Origin of the sequence: Citromicrobium bathyomarinum (assembly GCA_001306305.2) — a bacterium.
Lineage (GTDB): Bacteria > Pseudomonadota > Alphaproteobacteria > Sphingomonadales > Sphingomonadaceae > Alteriqipengyuania > Alteriqipengyuania bathyomarina.
Window position 1 is genome coordinate 520,483 of the sequence record CP155577.1, and the last position, 15,061, is coordinate 535,543.

16 protein-coding genes are annotated in these 15,061 nt (G+C 65.1%); 10 read left to right on the forward strand and 6 right to left on the reverse strand.

Annotated features, from left to right (window positions below; all coding sequences use genetic code 11):
- Window positions 1-144: 144 nt before the first annotated feature.
- Both rho and VO57_002670 read left to right on the forward strand, forming a co-directional pair.
- On the forward strand, window positions 145-1,410 hold the full coding sequence (gene rho / locus VO57_002665; protein ID XBL70257.1) for a transcription termination factor Rho: 1,266 nt from the start codon (window positions 145-147) through the stop codon (window positions 1,408-1,410).
- A 4-nt stretch (window positions 1,411-1,414) separates the two neighbouring features.
- Window positions 1,415-1,933 (forward strand): AAA family ATPase, encoded by a 519-nt coding sequence (locus VO57_002670; GenBank protein XBL70258.1) that lies wholly within the window; start codon window positions 1,415-1,417, stop codon window positions 1,931-1,933.
- Here the strand turns inward: VO57_002670 and VO57_002675 are convergent.
- Window positions 1,928-2,329, reverse strand: coding sequence for a nuclear transport factor 2 family protein (locus VO57_002675; GenBank protein ID XBL70259.1), 402 nt, complete (start codon window positions 2,327-2,329; stop codon window positions 1,928-1,930). The genes VO57_002670 and VO57_002675 overlap by 6 nt on opposite strands.
- On the reverse strand, window positions 2,326-3,021 hold the full coding sequence (locus VO57_002680; protein ID XBL70260.1) for a dienelactone hydrolase family protein: 696 nt from the start codon (window positions 3,019-3,021) through the stop codon (window positions 2,326-2,328). Before VO57_002680 ends, VO57_002675 begins: the two co-directional genes overlap by 4 nt.
- A 92-nt stretch (window positions 3,022-3,113) precedes the next feature.
- On the opposite strand from VO57_002680, the gene VO57_002685 reads away from it, so the two are divergent.
- From VO57_002685 to VO57_002710, 6 genes are all read left to right on the forward strand, one after another.
- Window positions 3,114-3,377: a DUF6489 family protein gene (locus VO57_002685; protein XBL70261.1), complete on the forward strand. Its 264-nt coding sequence runs from the start codon at window positions 3,114-3,116 to the stop codon at window positions 3,375-3,377.
- A complete protein-coding gene (mnmE, locus tag VO57_002690; protein ID XBL71385.1) occupies window positions 3,367-4,656 on the forward strand; it encodes a tRNA uridine-5-carboxymethylaminomethyl(34) synthesis GTPase MnmE in 1,290 nt (429 codons plus the stop codon). Before VO57_002685 ends, mnmE begins: the two co-directional genes overlap by 11 nt.
- 62 nt (window positions 4,657-4,718) lie before the next feature.
- Window positions 4,719-6,578, forward strand: a complete 1,860-nt coding sequence (gene mnmG / locus VO57_002695; protein ID XBL70262.1) for a tRNA uridine-5-carboxymethylaminomethyl(34) synthesis enzyme MnmG — start codon at window positions 4,719-4,721, stop codon at window positions 6,576-6,578.
- On the forward strand, window positions 6,575-7,216 hold the full coding sequence (gene rsmG / locus VO57_002700) for a 16S rRNA (guanine(527)-N(7))-methyltransferase RsmG (GenBank protein XBL70263.1): 642 nt from the start codon (window positions 6,575-6,577) through the stop codon (window positions 7,214-7,216). Before mnmG ends, rsmG begins: the two co-directional genes overlap by 4 nt.
- A complete protein-coding gene (locus VO57_002705) occupies window positions 7,213-7,992 on the forward strand; it encodes an AAA family ATPase (protein ID XBL70264.1) in 780 nt (259 codons plus the stop codon). The genes rsmG and VO57_002705 overlap by 4 nt, the downstream gene beginning before the upstream one ends.
- Window positions 7,989-8,981 carry a ParB/RepB/Spo0J family partition protein gene (locus tag VO57_002710; GenBank protein ID XBL70265.1) on the forward strand — a complete coding sequence of 331 codons (993 nt, stop codon included), beginning with the start codon at window positions 7,989-7,991 and terminating at the stop codon, window positions 8,979-8,981. The genes VO57_002705 and VO57_002710 overlap by 4 nt, the downstream gene beginning before the upstream one ends.
- A gap of 36 nt (window positions 8,982-9,017) precedes the next feature.
- Here the strand turns inward: VO57_002710 and VO57_002715 are convergent, their stop codons facing one another.
- Both VO57_002715 and VO57_002720 read right to left on the reverse strand, forming a co-directional pair.
- Window positions 9,018-9,812, reverse strand: a complete 795-nt coding sequence (locus VO57_002715) for a hypothetical protein (protein ID XBL70266.1) — start codon at window positions 9,810-9,812, stop codon at window positions 9,018-9,020.
- 138 nt (window positions 9,813-9,950) lie between these two features.
- Window positions 9,951-10,433, reverse strand: coding sequence for a GAF domain-containing protein (locus VO57_002720; GenBank protein ID XBL70267.1), 483 nt, complete (start codon window positions 10,431-10,433; stop codon window positions 9,951-9,953).
- 70 nt (window positions 10,434-10,503) lie between these two features.
- On the opposite strand from VO57_002720, the gene VO57_002725 reads away from it, so the two are divergent.
- Entirely contained in the window at window positions 10,504-11,967 is a 1,464-nt protein-coding gene (locus VO57_002725; GenBank protein XBL70268.1) for a sorbosone dehydrogenase family protein, read from the forward strand.
- A 12-nt stretch (window positions 11,968-11,979) separates the two neighbouring features.
- Here VO57_002725 and VO57_002730 read toward each other — a convergent pair whose 3' ends face one another.
- Complete coding sequence (locus VO57_002730) at window positions 11,980-13,722, reverse strand: acyl-CoA dehydrogenase (protein XBL71386.1); 1,743 nt, start codon at window positions 13,720-13,722, stop codon at window positions 11,980-11,982.
- A gap of 50 nt (window positions 13,723-13,772) precedes the next feature.
- On the opposite strand from VO57_002730, the gene VO57_002735 reads away from it, so the two are divergent.
- A complete protein-coding gene (locus tag VO57_002735; GenBank protein ID XBL70269.1) occupies window positions 13,773-14,744 on the forward strand; it encodes an L-threonylcarbamoyladenylate synthase in 972 nt (323 codons plus the stop codon).
- Here the strand turns inward: VO57_002735 and VO57_002740 are convergent.
- Window positions 14,726-15,052: a hypothetical protein gene (locus tag VO57_002740; protein XBL70270.1), complete on the reverse strand. Its 327-nt coding sequence runs from the start codon at window positions 15,050-15,052 to the stop codon at window positions 14,726-14,728. The genes VO57_002735 and VO57_002740 overlap by 19 nt on opposite strands.
- Between the last annotated feature and the right edge of the window lie 9 nt (window positions 15,053-15,061).

Sequence of the window (15,061 nt, forward strand, 5' to 3'; positions counted from 1 at the left end):
AAGGTCGATTGACCTGCGCCGCGGACCGACCTATTTCATGAAGCGACCCGGCCGGGTCCCTGTCGGCATCCTGCCGAACACCATCCATGCTTTCTCCAAGCCCTTTCGGTGATGGCCGGCCGCATTCTTTCGGACTAAAAATCTATGCATCTCAAAGACTTAAAGAAGAAGGCTCCGGCCGATCTCGTCAGCATGGCGGAGGAACTGGGCGTCGAGGCGGCGGGCACGATGCGCCGCCAGGACCTGATGTTCTGCATCCTGCGCGAACTCGCGGAGGACGAGGATTACGACGAGCAGATCATGGGCATCGGCACGATCGAGGTGATGCAGGACGGCTTCGGCTTCCTCCGGTCGCCCGAGGCGAACTATCTCGCCGGGCCGGACGACATCTACGTGTCGCCCAACCAGATCCGCAAATGGGGCCTGCGCACCGGCGATACGGTGGAGGGCGAGATTCGCGCACCGCGCGAGGGGGAGCGCTATTTCGCGCTGACCAAGCTGACCAGCGTCAACTACGACGATCCCGAAGCGGTGCGGATGCGCACCAATTTCGACAACCTGACGCCGCTCTATCCCGAACAGAAGCTCAACCTCGACACGCTCGATCCTACGGTCAAGGACAAGAGCGCGCGGGTGATCGACATCATCAGTCCGCAGGGCAAGGGCCAGCGCGCGCTGATCGTCGCGCCGCCGCGCACGGGTAAGACGGTGCTGCTGCAGAACATCGCCAAGGCGATCACCGACAATCACCCCGAGGTGTTCCTGCTGGTCCTGCTGGTCGACGAGCGGCCCGAAGAAGTAACCGACATGCAGCGTTCGGTGAACGGCGAGGTGATCTCCTCGACCTTCGACGAACCCGCGCAGCGCCACGTCCAGGTCGCCGAAATGGTGATCGAAAAGGCCAAGCGGCTGGTCGAGCACAAGAAGGACGTCGTGATCCTGCTCGATTCGATCACGCGCCTCGGCCGGGCCTACAACACCGTCGTTCCCAGCTCGGGCAAGGTGCTGACCGGCGGTGTCGACGCAAACGCGCTGCAGCGCCCCAAGCGCTTCTTCGGTGCGGCGCGTAACATCGAGGAAGGCGGTTCGCTTTCGATCATCGCCACCGCGCTGATCGATACCGGCAGCCGCATGGACGAAGTCATCTTCGAAGAGTTCAAGGGCACCGGCAACTCGGAAATCGTCCTCGACCGCAAGGTTGCGGACAAGCGCATCTTCCCCGCGCTCGACGTCGGCAAGTCCGGCACGCGCAAGGAAGAACTGCTGGTCGAGAAGGACAAGCTCTCCAAGATGTGGGTGCTGCGCCGCATCCTTATGCAGATGGGCACCATCGATTCGATGGAATTCCTGCTCGACAAGATGAAGGATTCGAAGACCAACGAAGACTTCTTCGACACCATGAATCAGTAGGATCATGCGCCGCGCCGTCGTTACCGGGGCGCCGGGGTCGGGCAAGTCGACCCTGCTGGCCGAGGTGGGGCGGCGCGGAATTGCCACGGGGGAGGAGGTCGCACGGGCGATCCTCCAGGCTTCCGGCGGCATGGAGATGCGTGCGGAGCGGCCGACCGACTTCGCGCTCGCCATGCTGGAGGCGCAGCGCGCCTCGTGGGATCGGGCAGGGGAGGGCGATGCCCCGATCCTGTTCGATCGCGGCTTTGCCGATATCGTCGGTTTCCTGAGGCTCGAAGGGCTCGCCGTGCCGCCCGCGATCGACGCGGCATGCCGGGAATATCGATACGAAGGCCCGGTTTTCCACGCGCCGCCCTGGCGCGAAATCTACCGTCAGGATCACGAGCGCATTCAGAGCTGGGAAGAGGCGGTCGAAAGCGATGCGGCGGTGCTCGGCGCATGGCGTGATTACGGGTACAGCCCGATCACGCTGCCCTTCGCCGATCCCGCCGCTCGCGCGGGTTTCGTAATAGAAAGGCTATGAAGCGGACGCTTTTTCCAGCTGTGCCGCCATCATTTCCCAGACCTTGTTCACCGCCTTGACCGGCCGGATCATCACCTTGAAATCGGCAATCTTGCCCGTCTCGTCGAAGCGGATGATGTCGACGCCGTTCACTTGGATACCGTCGAGCACGCAGGTGAATTCCAGCATCACGTTCTGCCCGTCGACCAGTTCGCGCACATAGCGAAACTCGCCCTGACCCAGAGTGGCTGCGGCGGCGCTGAGATAGGAGACGACCAGCGCACGCCCTTCCTGCGGGGTGTGGACGACAGGCGAGTGAAACACCGCGTCCTGCGCCACCAACCGCGCCAGACGGTCAGGGTCCGGCGCGGTGGCGAGCGTGTGCCATTCGGCGAGGCCTTGCTGCGTGGGCGTCATCCCAGATGCTCGGCGAAGAAGGCCATCGTGCGCTTGTCGGCGAGCTGCGCGTTCTCTTCGTTCCGGCGCTTGCCGAACTGGGTGGCGAAGCCGTGGTCCATGCCTTCGTAGTCGTGCAACGTGACCTTGGGATGGTCGTCCAGCCCTTCGTGCATCGCCTTCTGCGTCTCCTTGTCGACAAAGCCATCCTCGGTCGGGATGTGGAGCATCAGCGGGTTGGAAATCGCCTGCTTTTCTCGCAGCAGCTCATCGATGCCCACCGCGTAATAGCCCACGCTTGCATCCGAATCGGTCCGCGCCGCAGTCATGTATGCGAGCCTCCCGCCAAGGCAGTAGCCGACCGCGCCGACCTTCTTGCCCGACTTCTGCCGCGCCCATTTGATCGTCGCTTCGATGTCGCGCACGCCTTCGTCCTGATCGAACTTGCCCATCAGATCGAGCGCCTTCTGAAATTCGGGTTCGATATCGGGATCGAGCTCGATTCCCTCGCCGAGCTGCCAGAACAGGTCGGGCGCGACCGCCAGATAACCAGCCTCGGCCAGCAGATCGCATTTGCGGCGAATGCCCGCATTCACGCCGAAGATTTCCTGAATGACCACGATTGCCGCTCGTGGTTCGCCTTCGGGCTGCGCGACATAGGCCATGAAGTCCTTGTCCCCGTCGAGGGTGGTGATCCGTGTCGTCTCGCTCATCGAAATGCTCCAGTCCTTGGTCGATCCGTGCGCTTGCGCGCTGGCTTTGCGCAGCCCACATAGCCTGCACGAGAGGTAACGGAGAACCCCCGATGAAGGTCCACGTGGAAATCGACTGCACGCCCGAGGAAGCACGCGCCTTCATGGGCCTGCCCGATCTCTCCCGCGCGCAGGCCGCCTATTCGGAAGGCATGGAGAAGGCGATGCGCGGCGTTTCCAACCCCGACCAGTTGCAGGAGCTGGCGCGATCGATGGCTCCGATGGGGCAGGCTGGGCTGAAGATGTTCCAGGCCTTCATGGAAACCAGCGCGGCCAACATGGGCCGCAAGGGCGGCGAGACGAAAACTGGCGACTGACACGCGCGACACGATTTTTGCGCTGTCCTCGGGCGCGCCGCCTTGCGGTGTCGCCGTCATCCGTGTGTCCGGGCCCCGGGCCGCAGAGGCGCTGACCCGGCTGGCGGGGCCATTGCCGACGCCGCGCCGGGCGAGTCTTCGGCAGGTGACCGACCCCTATCGGGGCTGGCTCGATGAGGCGCTGGTGCTGTGGTTTCCCGGCCCCAATACCGCCACCGGCGAAGACTGCGCCGAGATCCACTGCCACGGCGGACGCGCTGTGATCCGCGCAATCGAAACCGCGCTCGAGACAGGCTGTAGCTTGCGCCGTGCAGAGGCGGGGGAGTTCACCCGCCGCGCCTTCCTCAACGGTCGGATGGACCTGCTGGAGGCGGAGGCGCTGGGCGACATGCTCTCCGCGGAGACCGAGTTGCAGCGCGCCGTGCTGGCGAGTTCGGCAGGCGGGGCAGCGTCTTCGCGGTTGGCCGAGTGGCGCGACGAAGTGCTCGCCGCGTCCGCAGCGGTCGAGCAGGAGCTCGATTTCTCGGACGACGACCAGGGTGATCTTCCGCCTGCGCCATGGCGCGGTGCGCTGGAAGGGATCGCATCCCAGATGGATCAATGGCTCGCCACTCCCTCGGCAGACCGCTTGCGCGACGGCTTGCGGATCGTACTCGCCGGGCCGCCCAACGCGGGCAAGTCGAGCCTGTTCAACGCCGTTCTCGACGAAGCGGCAGCGATCGTCTCTCCGATCGCAGGAACCACCCGCGATGTGATCGAGCGTCCGATCGCGCTCGGCGGTGTACCCTTCCTGCTGGTCGATACTGCCGGTCTGCGGGGTGAGGGTGGTGACGAGATCGAGCAGCTCGGGATCATGCGTGCCGAGGGTGAGCTGGGCCGGGCGGACATCATCCTGTGGTTGGGGCCGGAGGGTGAGGGACCTGCGGAGGCGCTGGAGGTTGCCAGCATGAGCGATCTTGAGGACGCTGCGCGAAAGGGGGAGGGCGCGTTTCACGTGTCCTCGACCACTCGCGATGGGTTGGCCGATCTGATCGCACATTTGGTCGCGCTGGGTCGTGAACGCTTGCCCAAGCCTGGTCAGGTGGCGGTCTCGCGGCGCCAGAAGGAGCGCTTGGCGGACGCGCGCGAGTCGATTCGCCGGGCGGCAATCGAAGACGATCTTCTGATCGCCGGAGAAGCACTGCGTCAGGCGCGCCACGCGATGGATGCGATGCTGGGCACGGTGGCGACCGAAGATATGCTCGACGCGCTGTTCGGACGCTTCTGCATCGGCAAGTGATGTTCCACGTGGAACATTGCTCCCTCTGGCGATAGCGACCCAGCGCGCCTATAGAAGCGCGCATGCAGCATTATCCGATTATCGTCATCGGCGGTGGTCACGCCGGCGTGGAAGCGGCCTGCGTCGCCGCGCGTATGGGCGTGCGCGTGGGCTTGGTCACGATGGACGCGAGCAAGATCGGAGCAATGAGCTGCAACCCGGCGATCGGCGGGCTGGGCAAGGGCCATTTGGTGCGCGAGGTGGATGCCTTCGACGGTGTGCTTGGCCGGGCGGCGGATGCGGGCGCGATCCACTACCGCATGCTCAACCGGTCCAAGGGAAGCGCCGTATGGGGACCGCGCGTACAGGCGGACCGCAAACTGTTCGGGGCAGCGGTGCGTGCGCAGGTCGCGGGGGAAGAGACGCTCGACGTGATCGCGGGCGAGGCGGCGGCGCTGGTGCTGGACGGCGAGCGGGTCGCTGGCGTCGAACTGGCGGGCGGAACGCGAATCGGATGCGAGGCCGCGATCCTGTGCACCGGCACCTTCCTTGGCGGCGTTCTCTTCCGGGGAGAGGAGACCTTCGTCGGGGGGCGTGTGCGTGAGGGTTCTGCCGCACGGCTTGCCGCCCAGCTGCGCGAGGCGGCTCTGCCGATGGCGCGGTTGAAGACTGGTACGCCGCCGCGGCTTGATGGGCGAACCATCGACTGGTCGCGACTCGATGAGCAGCCGTCCGACCCCGAGGTGTGGACCATGTCGCCGCTTTCACGTGGACGGGCCAATCCGCAGATATTCTGTGCCATCACCCGAACCAATGCGCGCGCGCACGAGATCATCCGCGCGAACCTCTCGCGCTCCCCGCTTTATTCAGGCGCGATCGGCGCGCAGGGTCCGCGCTATTGTCCATCCATCGAGGACAAGATCGACCGCTTCGGCGATCGCGATGGGCACCAGATTTTCTTGGAGCCGGAGGGGCTCGACACCCCGCTGGTCTATCCCAACGGTATCAGCACCTCTCTGCCGGCCGACGTGCAGGAGGACTTTCTGCGCGCCATCGACGGGTTGGAGCAGGTCCGGGTGGTGGAACCCGGCTATGCGGTCGAATACGACCATGTCGATCCGCGCTCGCTCGATCGCTGGCTGCAGATGCGGTCTTTGCCGGGGCTTTATTGCGCGGGGCAGATCAACGGCACCACCGGCTATGAAGAAGCGGCGGCGCAGGGACTGGTCGCTGGCCTGCGCGCCGCATCCAGCGTTCTGGGGCGCGATGCGCCGGCGCTCGATCGTGCGAACAGCTATATCGCGGTGATGGTCGACGACCTCACGCTGCATGGCGTGACCGAGCCCTATCGCATGCTCACCGCGCGTGCCGAGTATCGCCTGCGGTTGCGCGCCAACAACGCCAGCACCCGGCTGACGCCACTGGCCATCGAGGTGGGCTGTGTTCACGAGGAACGCGGCGCATGGTTCGAAGCCCGAGCGGCTGCACGCGCAGATGTGGAGAGCGCGCTGGCTGAGGATCATGGCCCTGCGCAGATGCGCGCGCTCGGCTTCGGAGCCACGGATGATGCGGGTCGGCAACCGTTGCGGGATTGGACGCGCTTCCCTGGCATCGATCTTTCCGCACTGCAGTATGCAGGGCTTGTTCCACGTGAAACGGACCCGGCCTTGCTGGAAGAGATCGGCGAAGACCTGCACTATGCGCCCTATATCGCGCGTCAGGACGCCGAATTGCGCGAGCTACGCGCCAATGAGCAGGTCCGGCTCGCGCCCGATTTTCCCTTCTCGCAGGTTCCCGGTCTGTCGAACGAGATGGTCGAGCGTCTTTCACGTGCACGGCCCGACAGCCTCGCGCAGGCAGGCCGGGTTGCGGGCATTACTCCTGCGGCAATGGCGGCGCTGCTGGTCTATGCCCGCAAATATCACGAGAGCCGCGCCGCATGATGATCGAGACCGAGGAAGAGGCGAAAGCCTTTGTGGCCGAGCGCTGCTCGGACGCGGCGTTCGCCAAGCTGGAGCAATTCGTCGCCGAGTTGCGGATCGAGGCTGAGCACCAGAACCTGATATCACGCTCGACGATCGACAGTGTCTGGCAACGCCACGTTGCGGATAGCGCGCAGTTGCTTGACCATGTTCCACGTGAAACACCGGGCACATGGCTCGATATTGGTACTGGGGCCGGCTTCCCGGGCATCGTAACCGCGATCATGAGACCGGACCTACCGCATGTACTTTGTGAACCAAGGGCGAAACGCGTCACGTGGCTCGAGCGGATGGTGACGCTGGCCAAGCTGGGGAACTGCCGTGTCGCTGGCAGTCGAGTCGAGAAGGTGGAGACCTTCGCCGCGGATGTCATCAGCGCGCGTGCCTGCGCGTCGCTGAAGGATCTCATCAGCTTGTCCGCACGCTTTTCCACCGACGCCACGCATTGGGTCTTGCCCAAAGGCAGGTCGGCGGCGCAGGAAAGAGACGAGCTTGATTCTCAGCAGCGCGCAATGTTTCACGTGGAACAATCGCTCACCAGTCGCGACGCTGCGATCCTGGTCGGCAGGGGCCGGCCCAAAGGCGGGAGCAGACAATGATCCGCATCGCAATTGCCAACCAGAAGGGCGGCGTGGGCAAGACCACCACCGCGATCAACATCGCGACCGCGATCGCGGCGACCGGCTGGCGCACGCTGCTGATCGACCTGGATCCGCAGGGAAATGCCTCGACCGGGCTCGGTATTCCCAGCCGGGACCGTGAGGATTCGACCTACGACCTCCTGATGGAGGAGGCGACCGTTGCGCAGTGCACCCTGAAAACGCGCATCCCCAATCTTGATATCATCCCCGCGACACAGGACCTGAGCGGCGCCGAGGTGGAGCTGGTCGCGGAGGGCGACCGGGTCGAGCGGCTCAAGAAGGCACTGGCGAATGCCGATCATCATTATGATGTCTGCTTCATCGACTGCCCGCCATCGCTCGGCCTGCTGACGCTCAACGCGCTCAGCGCAGCCGATTCGCTGATGGTCCCGCTGCAGTGCGAATTCTTCGCGCTCGAAGGGCTCAGCCAGCTGCTCCAGACCGTCGAACGCGTGCAGCAGGGAATCAATCCCTCGCTCAACATCATCGGCGTGACACTGACCATGTTCGACCGCCGTAACCGGCTCACCGATGCGGTGGCCGAGGATGTTCGCGAGTGCCTCGGCGGGCTGGTCTTCGATACCGTGATTCCGCGCAATGTCCGTCTGTCGGAGGCCCCCAGCCACGGGTTACCGGCATTGATCTACGACCACTCCTGCGCGGGCAGCCGCGCTTACATGGCGCTTGCCCGTGAACTGCTCGGCCGGATGCCCCTGGAAAGGAAAGCCGCATGAGCAGCAAGCCCGAAGTCTCCACCGCCGCCGACGTCACACCGGATCGCGCAAAGCGCAAGCTGGGCCGCGGGCTCGGCGCGCTGCTCGGCGAAACCCATCGCGAAGAAAGCGTTGCGCCGAGCGAAGGCGGGACTGCGCTGTCGAGCGCTGCAGGCCAGGGTGAGGGCGGCGCGGGTGCACCGCGCAGTGGCCTCGCCTCCATTCCCGTCGCCCGGATCGAGCCGCTGCCCGGCCAGCCGCGCCAGATTTTCGACGACGAAGCGCTCGACGATCTGGCACGCTCGATCGCGCAACGCGGGGTCATCCAGCCCGTCATCGTCCGTCCGCTTGAGCGCAAGGGCCGCTACCAGCTGGTCGCCGGCGAACGGCGCTGGCGCGCGGCGCAACGCGCCAAACTGCATGAAATTCCAGCGATTATCCGCGATCTCGACCAGCGCGAGGTGATGGCGATTGCGCTGATCGAAAATATCCAGCGCGAAGACCTCAACCCGATCGAAGAAGCGCGCGCCTACCAGCATCTCGCCGACGAAGAGGGCATGAGCCAGGCGGAAATCGCCGAACTGGTCGACAAGTCGCGCAGCCACGTCGCGAATCATCAGCGACTGCTGGCGCTCCCCGAAAAGGTCATCGCCTATGTGGAGCGTGGCCAGCTCAGCATGGGACACGCCCGGGCTCTTATCGGCCACGATGCTGCGGAGATGCTGGCCGAAGAGGCGGTGACCCGTAATCTGTCGGTGCGGGACGTGGAAAAGCGCGTTCGCAGCAAGGGCGGCGCTTCGGGCCGCGCGTCGTCAGCCAAGGCCAGCAAGTCTGGCAGCCACGAGAGCGAGGATATCGCCGCGGTCGAACGGCACCTGGAAGAATTCCTCGGCATGTCGCTCAAGATCAAGCCCGATGCCGATCCGAGCTCTGGAGCGATCACGATCAAGTACAAGACGCTCGATCAGCTGGACCTGCTGTGCCAGCGCCTCACCGGCGGGAAAATCTAGCACGGGGGTGCGGCGCGCCAGATTGCGCCGCACAACTCAGCGCTGCTTGGTGTAGCGAATCCGCTTGTCACCCCGTGGCCGTTCTACGGGCACGGGGACGTAGTCGGTAACGCGTTCGCGAACCGTTTCGTACTCGGTCGTCTCGTACGTCTCTTCGATGATTTCTTCTCGAATAACAGGCACATAGCGTTCGCCGCGCTGGTGTTCGACAACCACCACTACGCCCGTCGCATAGCCCCCGCCGGCGTATCCACCAGCATAGCCGCCCGAGTAACCCCCGCCGCTCGCGTAGGCGTAGCCACCGCCACCATATCCGGGCGCAGCATAGGCGTAACCATCGTCATACCCGTAACCGTAGCCCCCCTGATCGTAGCCGTAGTCGTAGTCGTAGCCATATCCGTCAGCTGCACGCTCTGCAGCTGCGCGTTCGTAGTGATCCAGCCAGGCCCTGCAATCGCGGCGCTCGTCGTCGCGACCTGCGAGACCGATTGCCGTTCCGATAGCAACTCCGGCCAGGCCACCGATCCCGCCGCCGATCAACGATCCGGCAAGCCGCGAACCATCGTCCGCCAGCTCATTGCCCAGCAGGGCGCCGCCGGCCCCGCCGATCAGTCCGCCAACGACTCCGCCGGTCTCGCCCCGCCGACGGCGGTCGCGAAGATAGGCGCGGCACTCGCGAACCCAGTCGCCCCGATCATAGCTCGGCGGTAGCGGCGGGCTCGTGCGGGCAGGTACAGGCGCATAGGCGGGGCGCGGCGCGTAGTACTGGGCCGACGCAGGCGCGGCGAGCCCGACAAGCGCAGCGGCACCGGAAATGAGAAACAGACGCATGGCAGACCAACCCCTTGTTGACGGGAGGCGCGCTCCAAGGACGCGCTCCCGATATACTTAATTTCGGGTTAGCGCTTTTGCTCCGTTGATGATTGTCGAACGATCCGACCTGTCCCGGGCTGGGGCAGCGGCTGCGCCTCAGACCCTGGTAGCGATACGCTTGGCGACTGCCTCGATACCGCGTGCATCGGCCTCACCGAATCGAGCTTTGCTGGGGCTGTCGAGGTCGATCACGGCGATAACCTGCCCATCACGGACCACCGGCACGACCAGCTCGGACGCACTTGCCGAATCGCAGGCGATATGGCCGGGGAAGGCATGCACGTCTTCCACCAGCTGGGTTTCCCCGCTGGAAGCGGCGGTGCCGCAAACCCCCTGACCGAAGGGGATACGGATGCACGCGGGGCGCCCGATGAAGGGGCCAAGCACCAGTTCGCCATCGACCACACGATAGAAGCCGGCCCAGTTGAGATCGGGCACGAAGCTCCAGATCAGCGCTGCCAGGTTGGCCATGTTGGCCACCGCGTCGCTCTCACCATCGGTGAGGGAATCCCCGGCATTGGCGAGCTCGCGATAGCGCTCTTCATCACTGGTATCGGCGGGCAGGGCAAAATCGAACATGAAGGCTCCAGAATCAGGGCCGCGATCATTGGCGATTGCCGCCTGCGTGCCCGCGCCCTATTTCGGGTGCATGACCCTTCTTCGCAATATCGGCATCGCCCTGCTCGTCATTCTGGTTGCGGCTGCCATCGCCATCGCGCTGCTGTTGCGCGGATCGAAGGCCGAACTCACCGTGGATGAGGTTAGCGGAACCGATCCCACGCTGGTTGAGCCCGACAACGAGTGGTTTCCGACGATAAAAATTGCGGAGCCGGTCGGCTGGGCGCAAGACGAGGCCCCACCGGCCGCGAAAGGCCTCGAGGTCATCCGTTTCGCCGAGGGATTGGACCATCCCCGCGTGCTCTATCGCCTGCCCAACGGCGATGTTCTGGTTACCCTCACCAACAGTCCACCGCGCGATGTCGGCGGAATCCAGGGCCTGGTAATGAAATATCTGATGGGTGAGGCAGGCGCTGGAGTGCCTTCGCCCAACAAACTGGTCTTGCTGCGCGATACCGATGGCGACGGGCGCGCAGAGGTGCAGAAAACCCTGCGCGAAGCCGACCTCGATTCGCCTTCCGGCATCGCTTACGGCGACGGCAAGCTCTACATCGCCAACCACAACGCCCTGCTCGAATTCGATTACGAGCTGGGTTCGGACAAGGTGGCCGGAAGCCCGCGCAAGCTGATGGACCTGCCGGGCGGCGGCAACCACTGGATGCGCAACATCATCCTGTCGCCCGATGGGGAGCGAATCTACATCGCGGTCGGATCGTCGAGCAATATCGGCGAGAACGGGATGGAGGCCGAGGAAGGCCGCGCCGCGATCTGGGAATACGACCTGACAGACGACTCCAAGCGGATCTATGCCACCGGCCTGCGCAACCCCAACGGGCTTGCCTGGAACCCGATGTCGGGCGAGCTGTGGACGACTGTGAACGAGCGCGACATGCTAGGCGGCGATCTGGTGCCCGATTACCTGACCAATGTGCCGATCGGCGCGAACTACGGCTGGCCCTGGGTCTATTACAAGAACGAGTTCGATCGCCGGGTCGATGCGCCGATGCCGAACTTCCTCTCCGAATATGCGCGCTATCCGGAATTTGCGCTCGGCCCGCATGTCGCCGCGCTCGGCCTTGCATTCAGCAGCGAAGGCAACCGGCTGGGTGAGCGTTACGGACGTGGTGCATTCATCGCTCGCCACGGCTCATGGAACCGCAAGCCGCCCTCGGGTTACGACGTCGTGTTCGTCCGCTTCGACGAGCGCGGCAATCCGCTGGGCAAGCCGGTTCCCGTGCTCGGGAGCTTCCTCAATGGTGACGGCGAGACGCGCGGGCGGCCGACCTGGGTCGAATGGGCCCCTGATGGCGGACTGCTGGTAAGCGACGATACCGCCGGGATCATCTGGCACGTCATCGACCCCAAGGCCGATCCGTCACCCGCGATCGAGCGCAACCAGGGCAAGTCGCTTGACCCGCAGGTCGAGCTCAAGGGTGATCCGCGCGAAGCCTTCACCGATGAGTTCGCCCGCGAATTCAATCCGATGGGGAACTGATCCCCATCGAGTTCAGGCGGCGAGCACGCTTCCGTCAAGTTCGTACAGCAGCGCTGCTCCGGCGGTTGCCGAGGCTTTGAGGCCGATCGCTTCGGGCACGATGTGATCGAGGATGAAGCGCATCGTGACCTTCTTAGCGTGGGCGCGCTGGGTATCGTCGCTCTCGGTAAGCGCCGCGAGCTGCTTCGTCAGGCACCAGCCTGCCACTGCGACCGCGCACATGGTGGTGAAGGGCACGCTGCCCGCAAGCCTGTCGTCGAGCGACGCGTCTTCGCGCATCCACCTGGCGATTGCCGCACACTCGCCGGCCAGCGCCTGTAGCTGCGGTTCCTCGCCCGCATCACGAGCGATATCGGCGAACAGCGCCTGCAGAACTTCGCCATTCTCCAGCCCCAGCTTGCGGGTGACCAGATCGGCCGCCTGGATGCCGTTGGTGCCTTCATAGATCGGCGCAATCCGCGCGTCGCGGAAATGCTGCGCGGCGCCGGTTTCCTCGACGAAGCCCATGCCGCCATGGACCTGGATGCCGAGCGAGGCGACCTCGATCCCGGTATCGGTCGCCCAGGCTTTCAGCATCGGGACCAGCACTTCGGCGCGTGCCTTCGCGGCAGCATCGCCGATATCGCCACGGTCGACCTGTCCGGCGGTGTAGTACAGCAGCCCGCGCATCGCCTCGGTCAGACTGCGCATGCGCAGCAGCATGCGACGCACATCGGGATGGTCCATGATCGCGACCGGCGTGCGGTCCTCGGCCCCGGCACGGGCCGACTGGACCCGCTCCAGCGCATAGGCGAGGGCCTGCTGCGTCGCGCGCTCGGCGATCTGCACGCCCTGCGAACCGACATTGATCCGCGCATTGTTCATCATCGTGAACATTGCGGCGAGGCCGCGATTCTCGGCCCCGACCAGCTCCCCGATGCATTCGTCATTGTCGCCGTAGGACATGACGCAGGTGGGCGAGGCGTTGATGCCAAGCTTGTGCTCCAGACTGACGCAGCGCAGGTCGTTATGCGCGCCCGGCGTGCCATCGTCCTTCAGATGGTACTTGGGCACCAGAAACAGCGAGATGCCGCGGCTGCCCTCGGGCGCGCCGGGGAGGCGGGCGAGAACCAGGTGGATGATGTTCTCGGCCAGCTCGTGCTCGCCCCAGGTGATGTAGATCTTCTGGCCCTTGATCCGGTACTTGCCCGCATGCTCGCCGTCTTCGATCGGCTGGGCGGTGGTGCGCAGTGCGCCCACGTCGCTCCCGGCCTGCGACTCAGTGAGGTTCATCGTGCCCGACCACTTGCCGCTGATCAAATCTGGAAGATAGCGCGCCTGCTGCTCGTCCGTCCCATGCGCGGCCAGCGCCTCGATCGCTCCGACAGAGAGCATCGGCAGTAGGTTGAAGGCGAAATTCGCGCTGCCGAGGTTTTCGAGCACGTTGCAGGCGAGGGTGAAGGGCAGGCCCTGGCCACCATACTCGGCGCTGCCCGCGATCGCGTTCCAGCCCTGCTCGACATAGGCCTGATAGGCCTCCTCGAACCCGTCGGGCAGCCGAATCACGCCGTTCTCCAGCTTGGCGCCTTCCAGATCGCCCTTGCGGTTGAGGGGTGCCCACTCCCCTGCCGCGAACTGGCCCACACCTTCGACGATCGCCTCGACAAGGTCGGGCTCGGCGGCGGCGAAGTGTTCATGCTCGGCCAGTTCGGCGATGCCGGCATTGGCACGAATGGCGAGCAACTGGTCTTGCGTGGCGGGCTTGTAGGGGGTCACTTGGCTCACATCCTCTTGGAATTCCTACGCCCCGGATATAGCGCGCGGCGATGGACCGCAAATACGTTACGGAACGGCTAGCGCCCGACTCGACCGGAATCGCACGCACTGCGCAGATCCTGCGCGACGGCGGTCTGGTCGCGGTGCCGACGGAGACGGTCTACGGCCTGGCGGCGCGCGCGGATAGTGAAGACGCGGTCTCGCGGATCTTCGCAGCCAAGGGACGACCGAGTTTCAATCCGCTGATCGTCCATGTGAGCGATGTGCAGCAGGCTGAGGCACTGGTCACGATGGAGCCGCGTGCCCTTGCGCTCGCCGCCCGCTTCTGGCCCGGACCGCTGACGCTGGTGCTGCCCCGGCACGAGAATGCTGCCGTGGCGTCATCGATCCACGCAGGCCTACCCACGCTCGCAGTGCGGTGCCCGGCGCACCCGGTGATGCGGGCAGTGCTGGACGAGCTTGCCATTCCGGTGGCCGCACCCTCGGCCAATGCGAGCGAAACCGTCAGCCCGACCACGGCAGAGCATGTCCTCGCGACGCTGGATGGCCGGATCGACTCCGTGCTCGACGCGGGCGCGAGCGAGCGAGGGCTCGAGTCCACCATCGTCGCATTGCGTGCGGACGGGGGCTGGTCGCTGTTGCGCGAGGGGCCGATCGGACGCGAAGTGCTCGAAGATATGCTCGGTAGTGAGGCTTCTGATGGCCGTGGGATCGAGGCCCCGGGCCAGATGCGGCGGCATTATGCACCAGGAAAGCCGTTGCGCCTTAACGCCCGAAAGGCCGAAGCAGGGGAATTTCTGATAGGTTTCGGCGCAGTCGAAGGTGACGTCACGCTGTCAGCAACCGGTGACGTCAACGAAGCCGCAACGCGTCTCTACGGCTGCCTCCATCTGGGAGCGGCTTCGGACAAGCCTCTAATCGCTGTGGCTCCGGTGCCCGAGGATGCGGTAGGCCGCGCAATCAACGACCGCCTGCGCCGTGCTGCCGCCCCGCCCGAGGGCGATCAGCGCTCCGGTTCGTAGGGCACCGTCGGCAAGAGCCGCTGGATTTCCTCGTAGGTTTCGCGCGCTTCCTCGCACGCGCGGCGGTCGCCGTCTTCGCAATCCTCGCGCAGGTCGCGGTAGCGGCGCTCCAGCTTGCCAAGCCGTTCCTCGCGCTTGCGCAGCTCGCGCCCGCGCTTTTCGTCCGCCTCGCTCTGGCTGGTCGTCGCCAGGTCGACCGCCTTGCTGCCCGCCTTTACCGGCAGCGTGGCGACATCCCAGGCGGTCTTGGCGAGACACCCCTGCAGGGTGAGGGCGGCAAGCAGGGCGAGCGGAATGATCGGTTTCATACCGCCAGC

Coding starts and splice junctions, on each gene's coding strand:
- rho (XBL70257.1), top strand. CDS start 145: ATGCATCTCAAAGACTTAAAGAAGAAGGCTCCGGCCGATCTCGTCAGC.
- VO57_002670 (XBL70258.1), top strand. CDS start 1,415: ATGCGCCGCGCCGTCGTTACCGGGGCGCCGGGGTCGGGCAAGTCGACC.
- VO57_002675 (XBL70259.1), bottom strand. CDS start 2,329: ATGACGCCCACGCAGCAAGGCCTCGCCGAATGGCACACGCTCGCCACC.
- VO57_002680 (XBL70260.1), bottom strand. CDS start 3,021: ATGAGCGAGACGACACGGATCACCACCCTCGACGGGGACAAGGACTTC.
- VO57_002685 (XBL70261.1), top strand. CDS start 3,114: ATGAAGGTCCACGTGGAAATCGACTGCACGCCCGAGGAAGCACGCGCC.
- mnmG (XBL70262.1), top strand. CDS start 4,719: ATGCAGCATTATCCGATTATCGTCATCGGCGGTGGTCACGCCGGCGTG.
- rsmG (XBL70263.1), top strand. CDS start 6,575: ATGATGATCGAGACCGAGGAAGAGGCGAAAGCCTTTGTGGCCGAGCGC.
- VO57_002705 (XBL70264.1), top strand. CDS start 7,213: ATGATCCGCATCGCAATTGCCAACCAGAAGGGCGGCGTGGGCAAGACC.
- VO57_002710 (XBL70265.1), top strand. CDS start 7,989: ATGAGCAGCAAGCCCGAAGTCTCCACCGCCGCCGACGTCACACCGGAT.
- VO57_002715 (XBL70266.1), bottom strand. CDS start 9,812: ATGCGTCTGTTTCTCATTTCCGGTGCCGCTGCGCTTGTCGGGCTCGCC.
- VO57_002720 (XBL70267.1), bottom strand. CDS start 10,433: ATGTTCGATTTTGCCCTGCCCGCCGATACCAGTGATGAAGAGCGCTAT.
- VO57_002725 (XBL70268.1), top strand. CDS start 10,504: ATGACCCTTCTTCGCAATATCGGCATCGCCCTGCTCGTCATTCTGGTT.
- VO57_002735 (XBL70269.1), top strand. CDS start 13,773: ATGGACCGCAAATACGTTACGGAACGGCTAGCGCCCGACTCGACCGGA.
- VO57_002740 (XBL70270.1), bottom strand. CDS start 15,052: ATGAAACCGATCATTCCGCTCGCCCTGCTTGCCGCCCTCACCCTGCAG.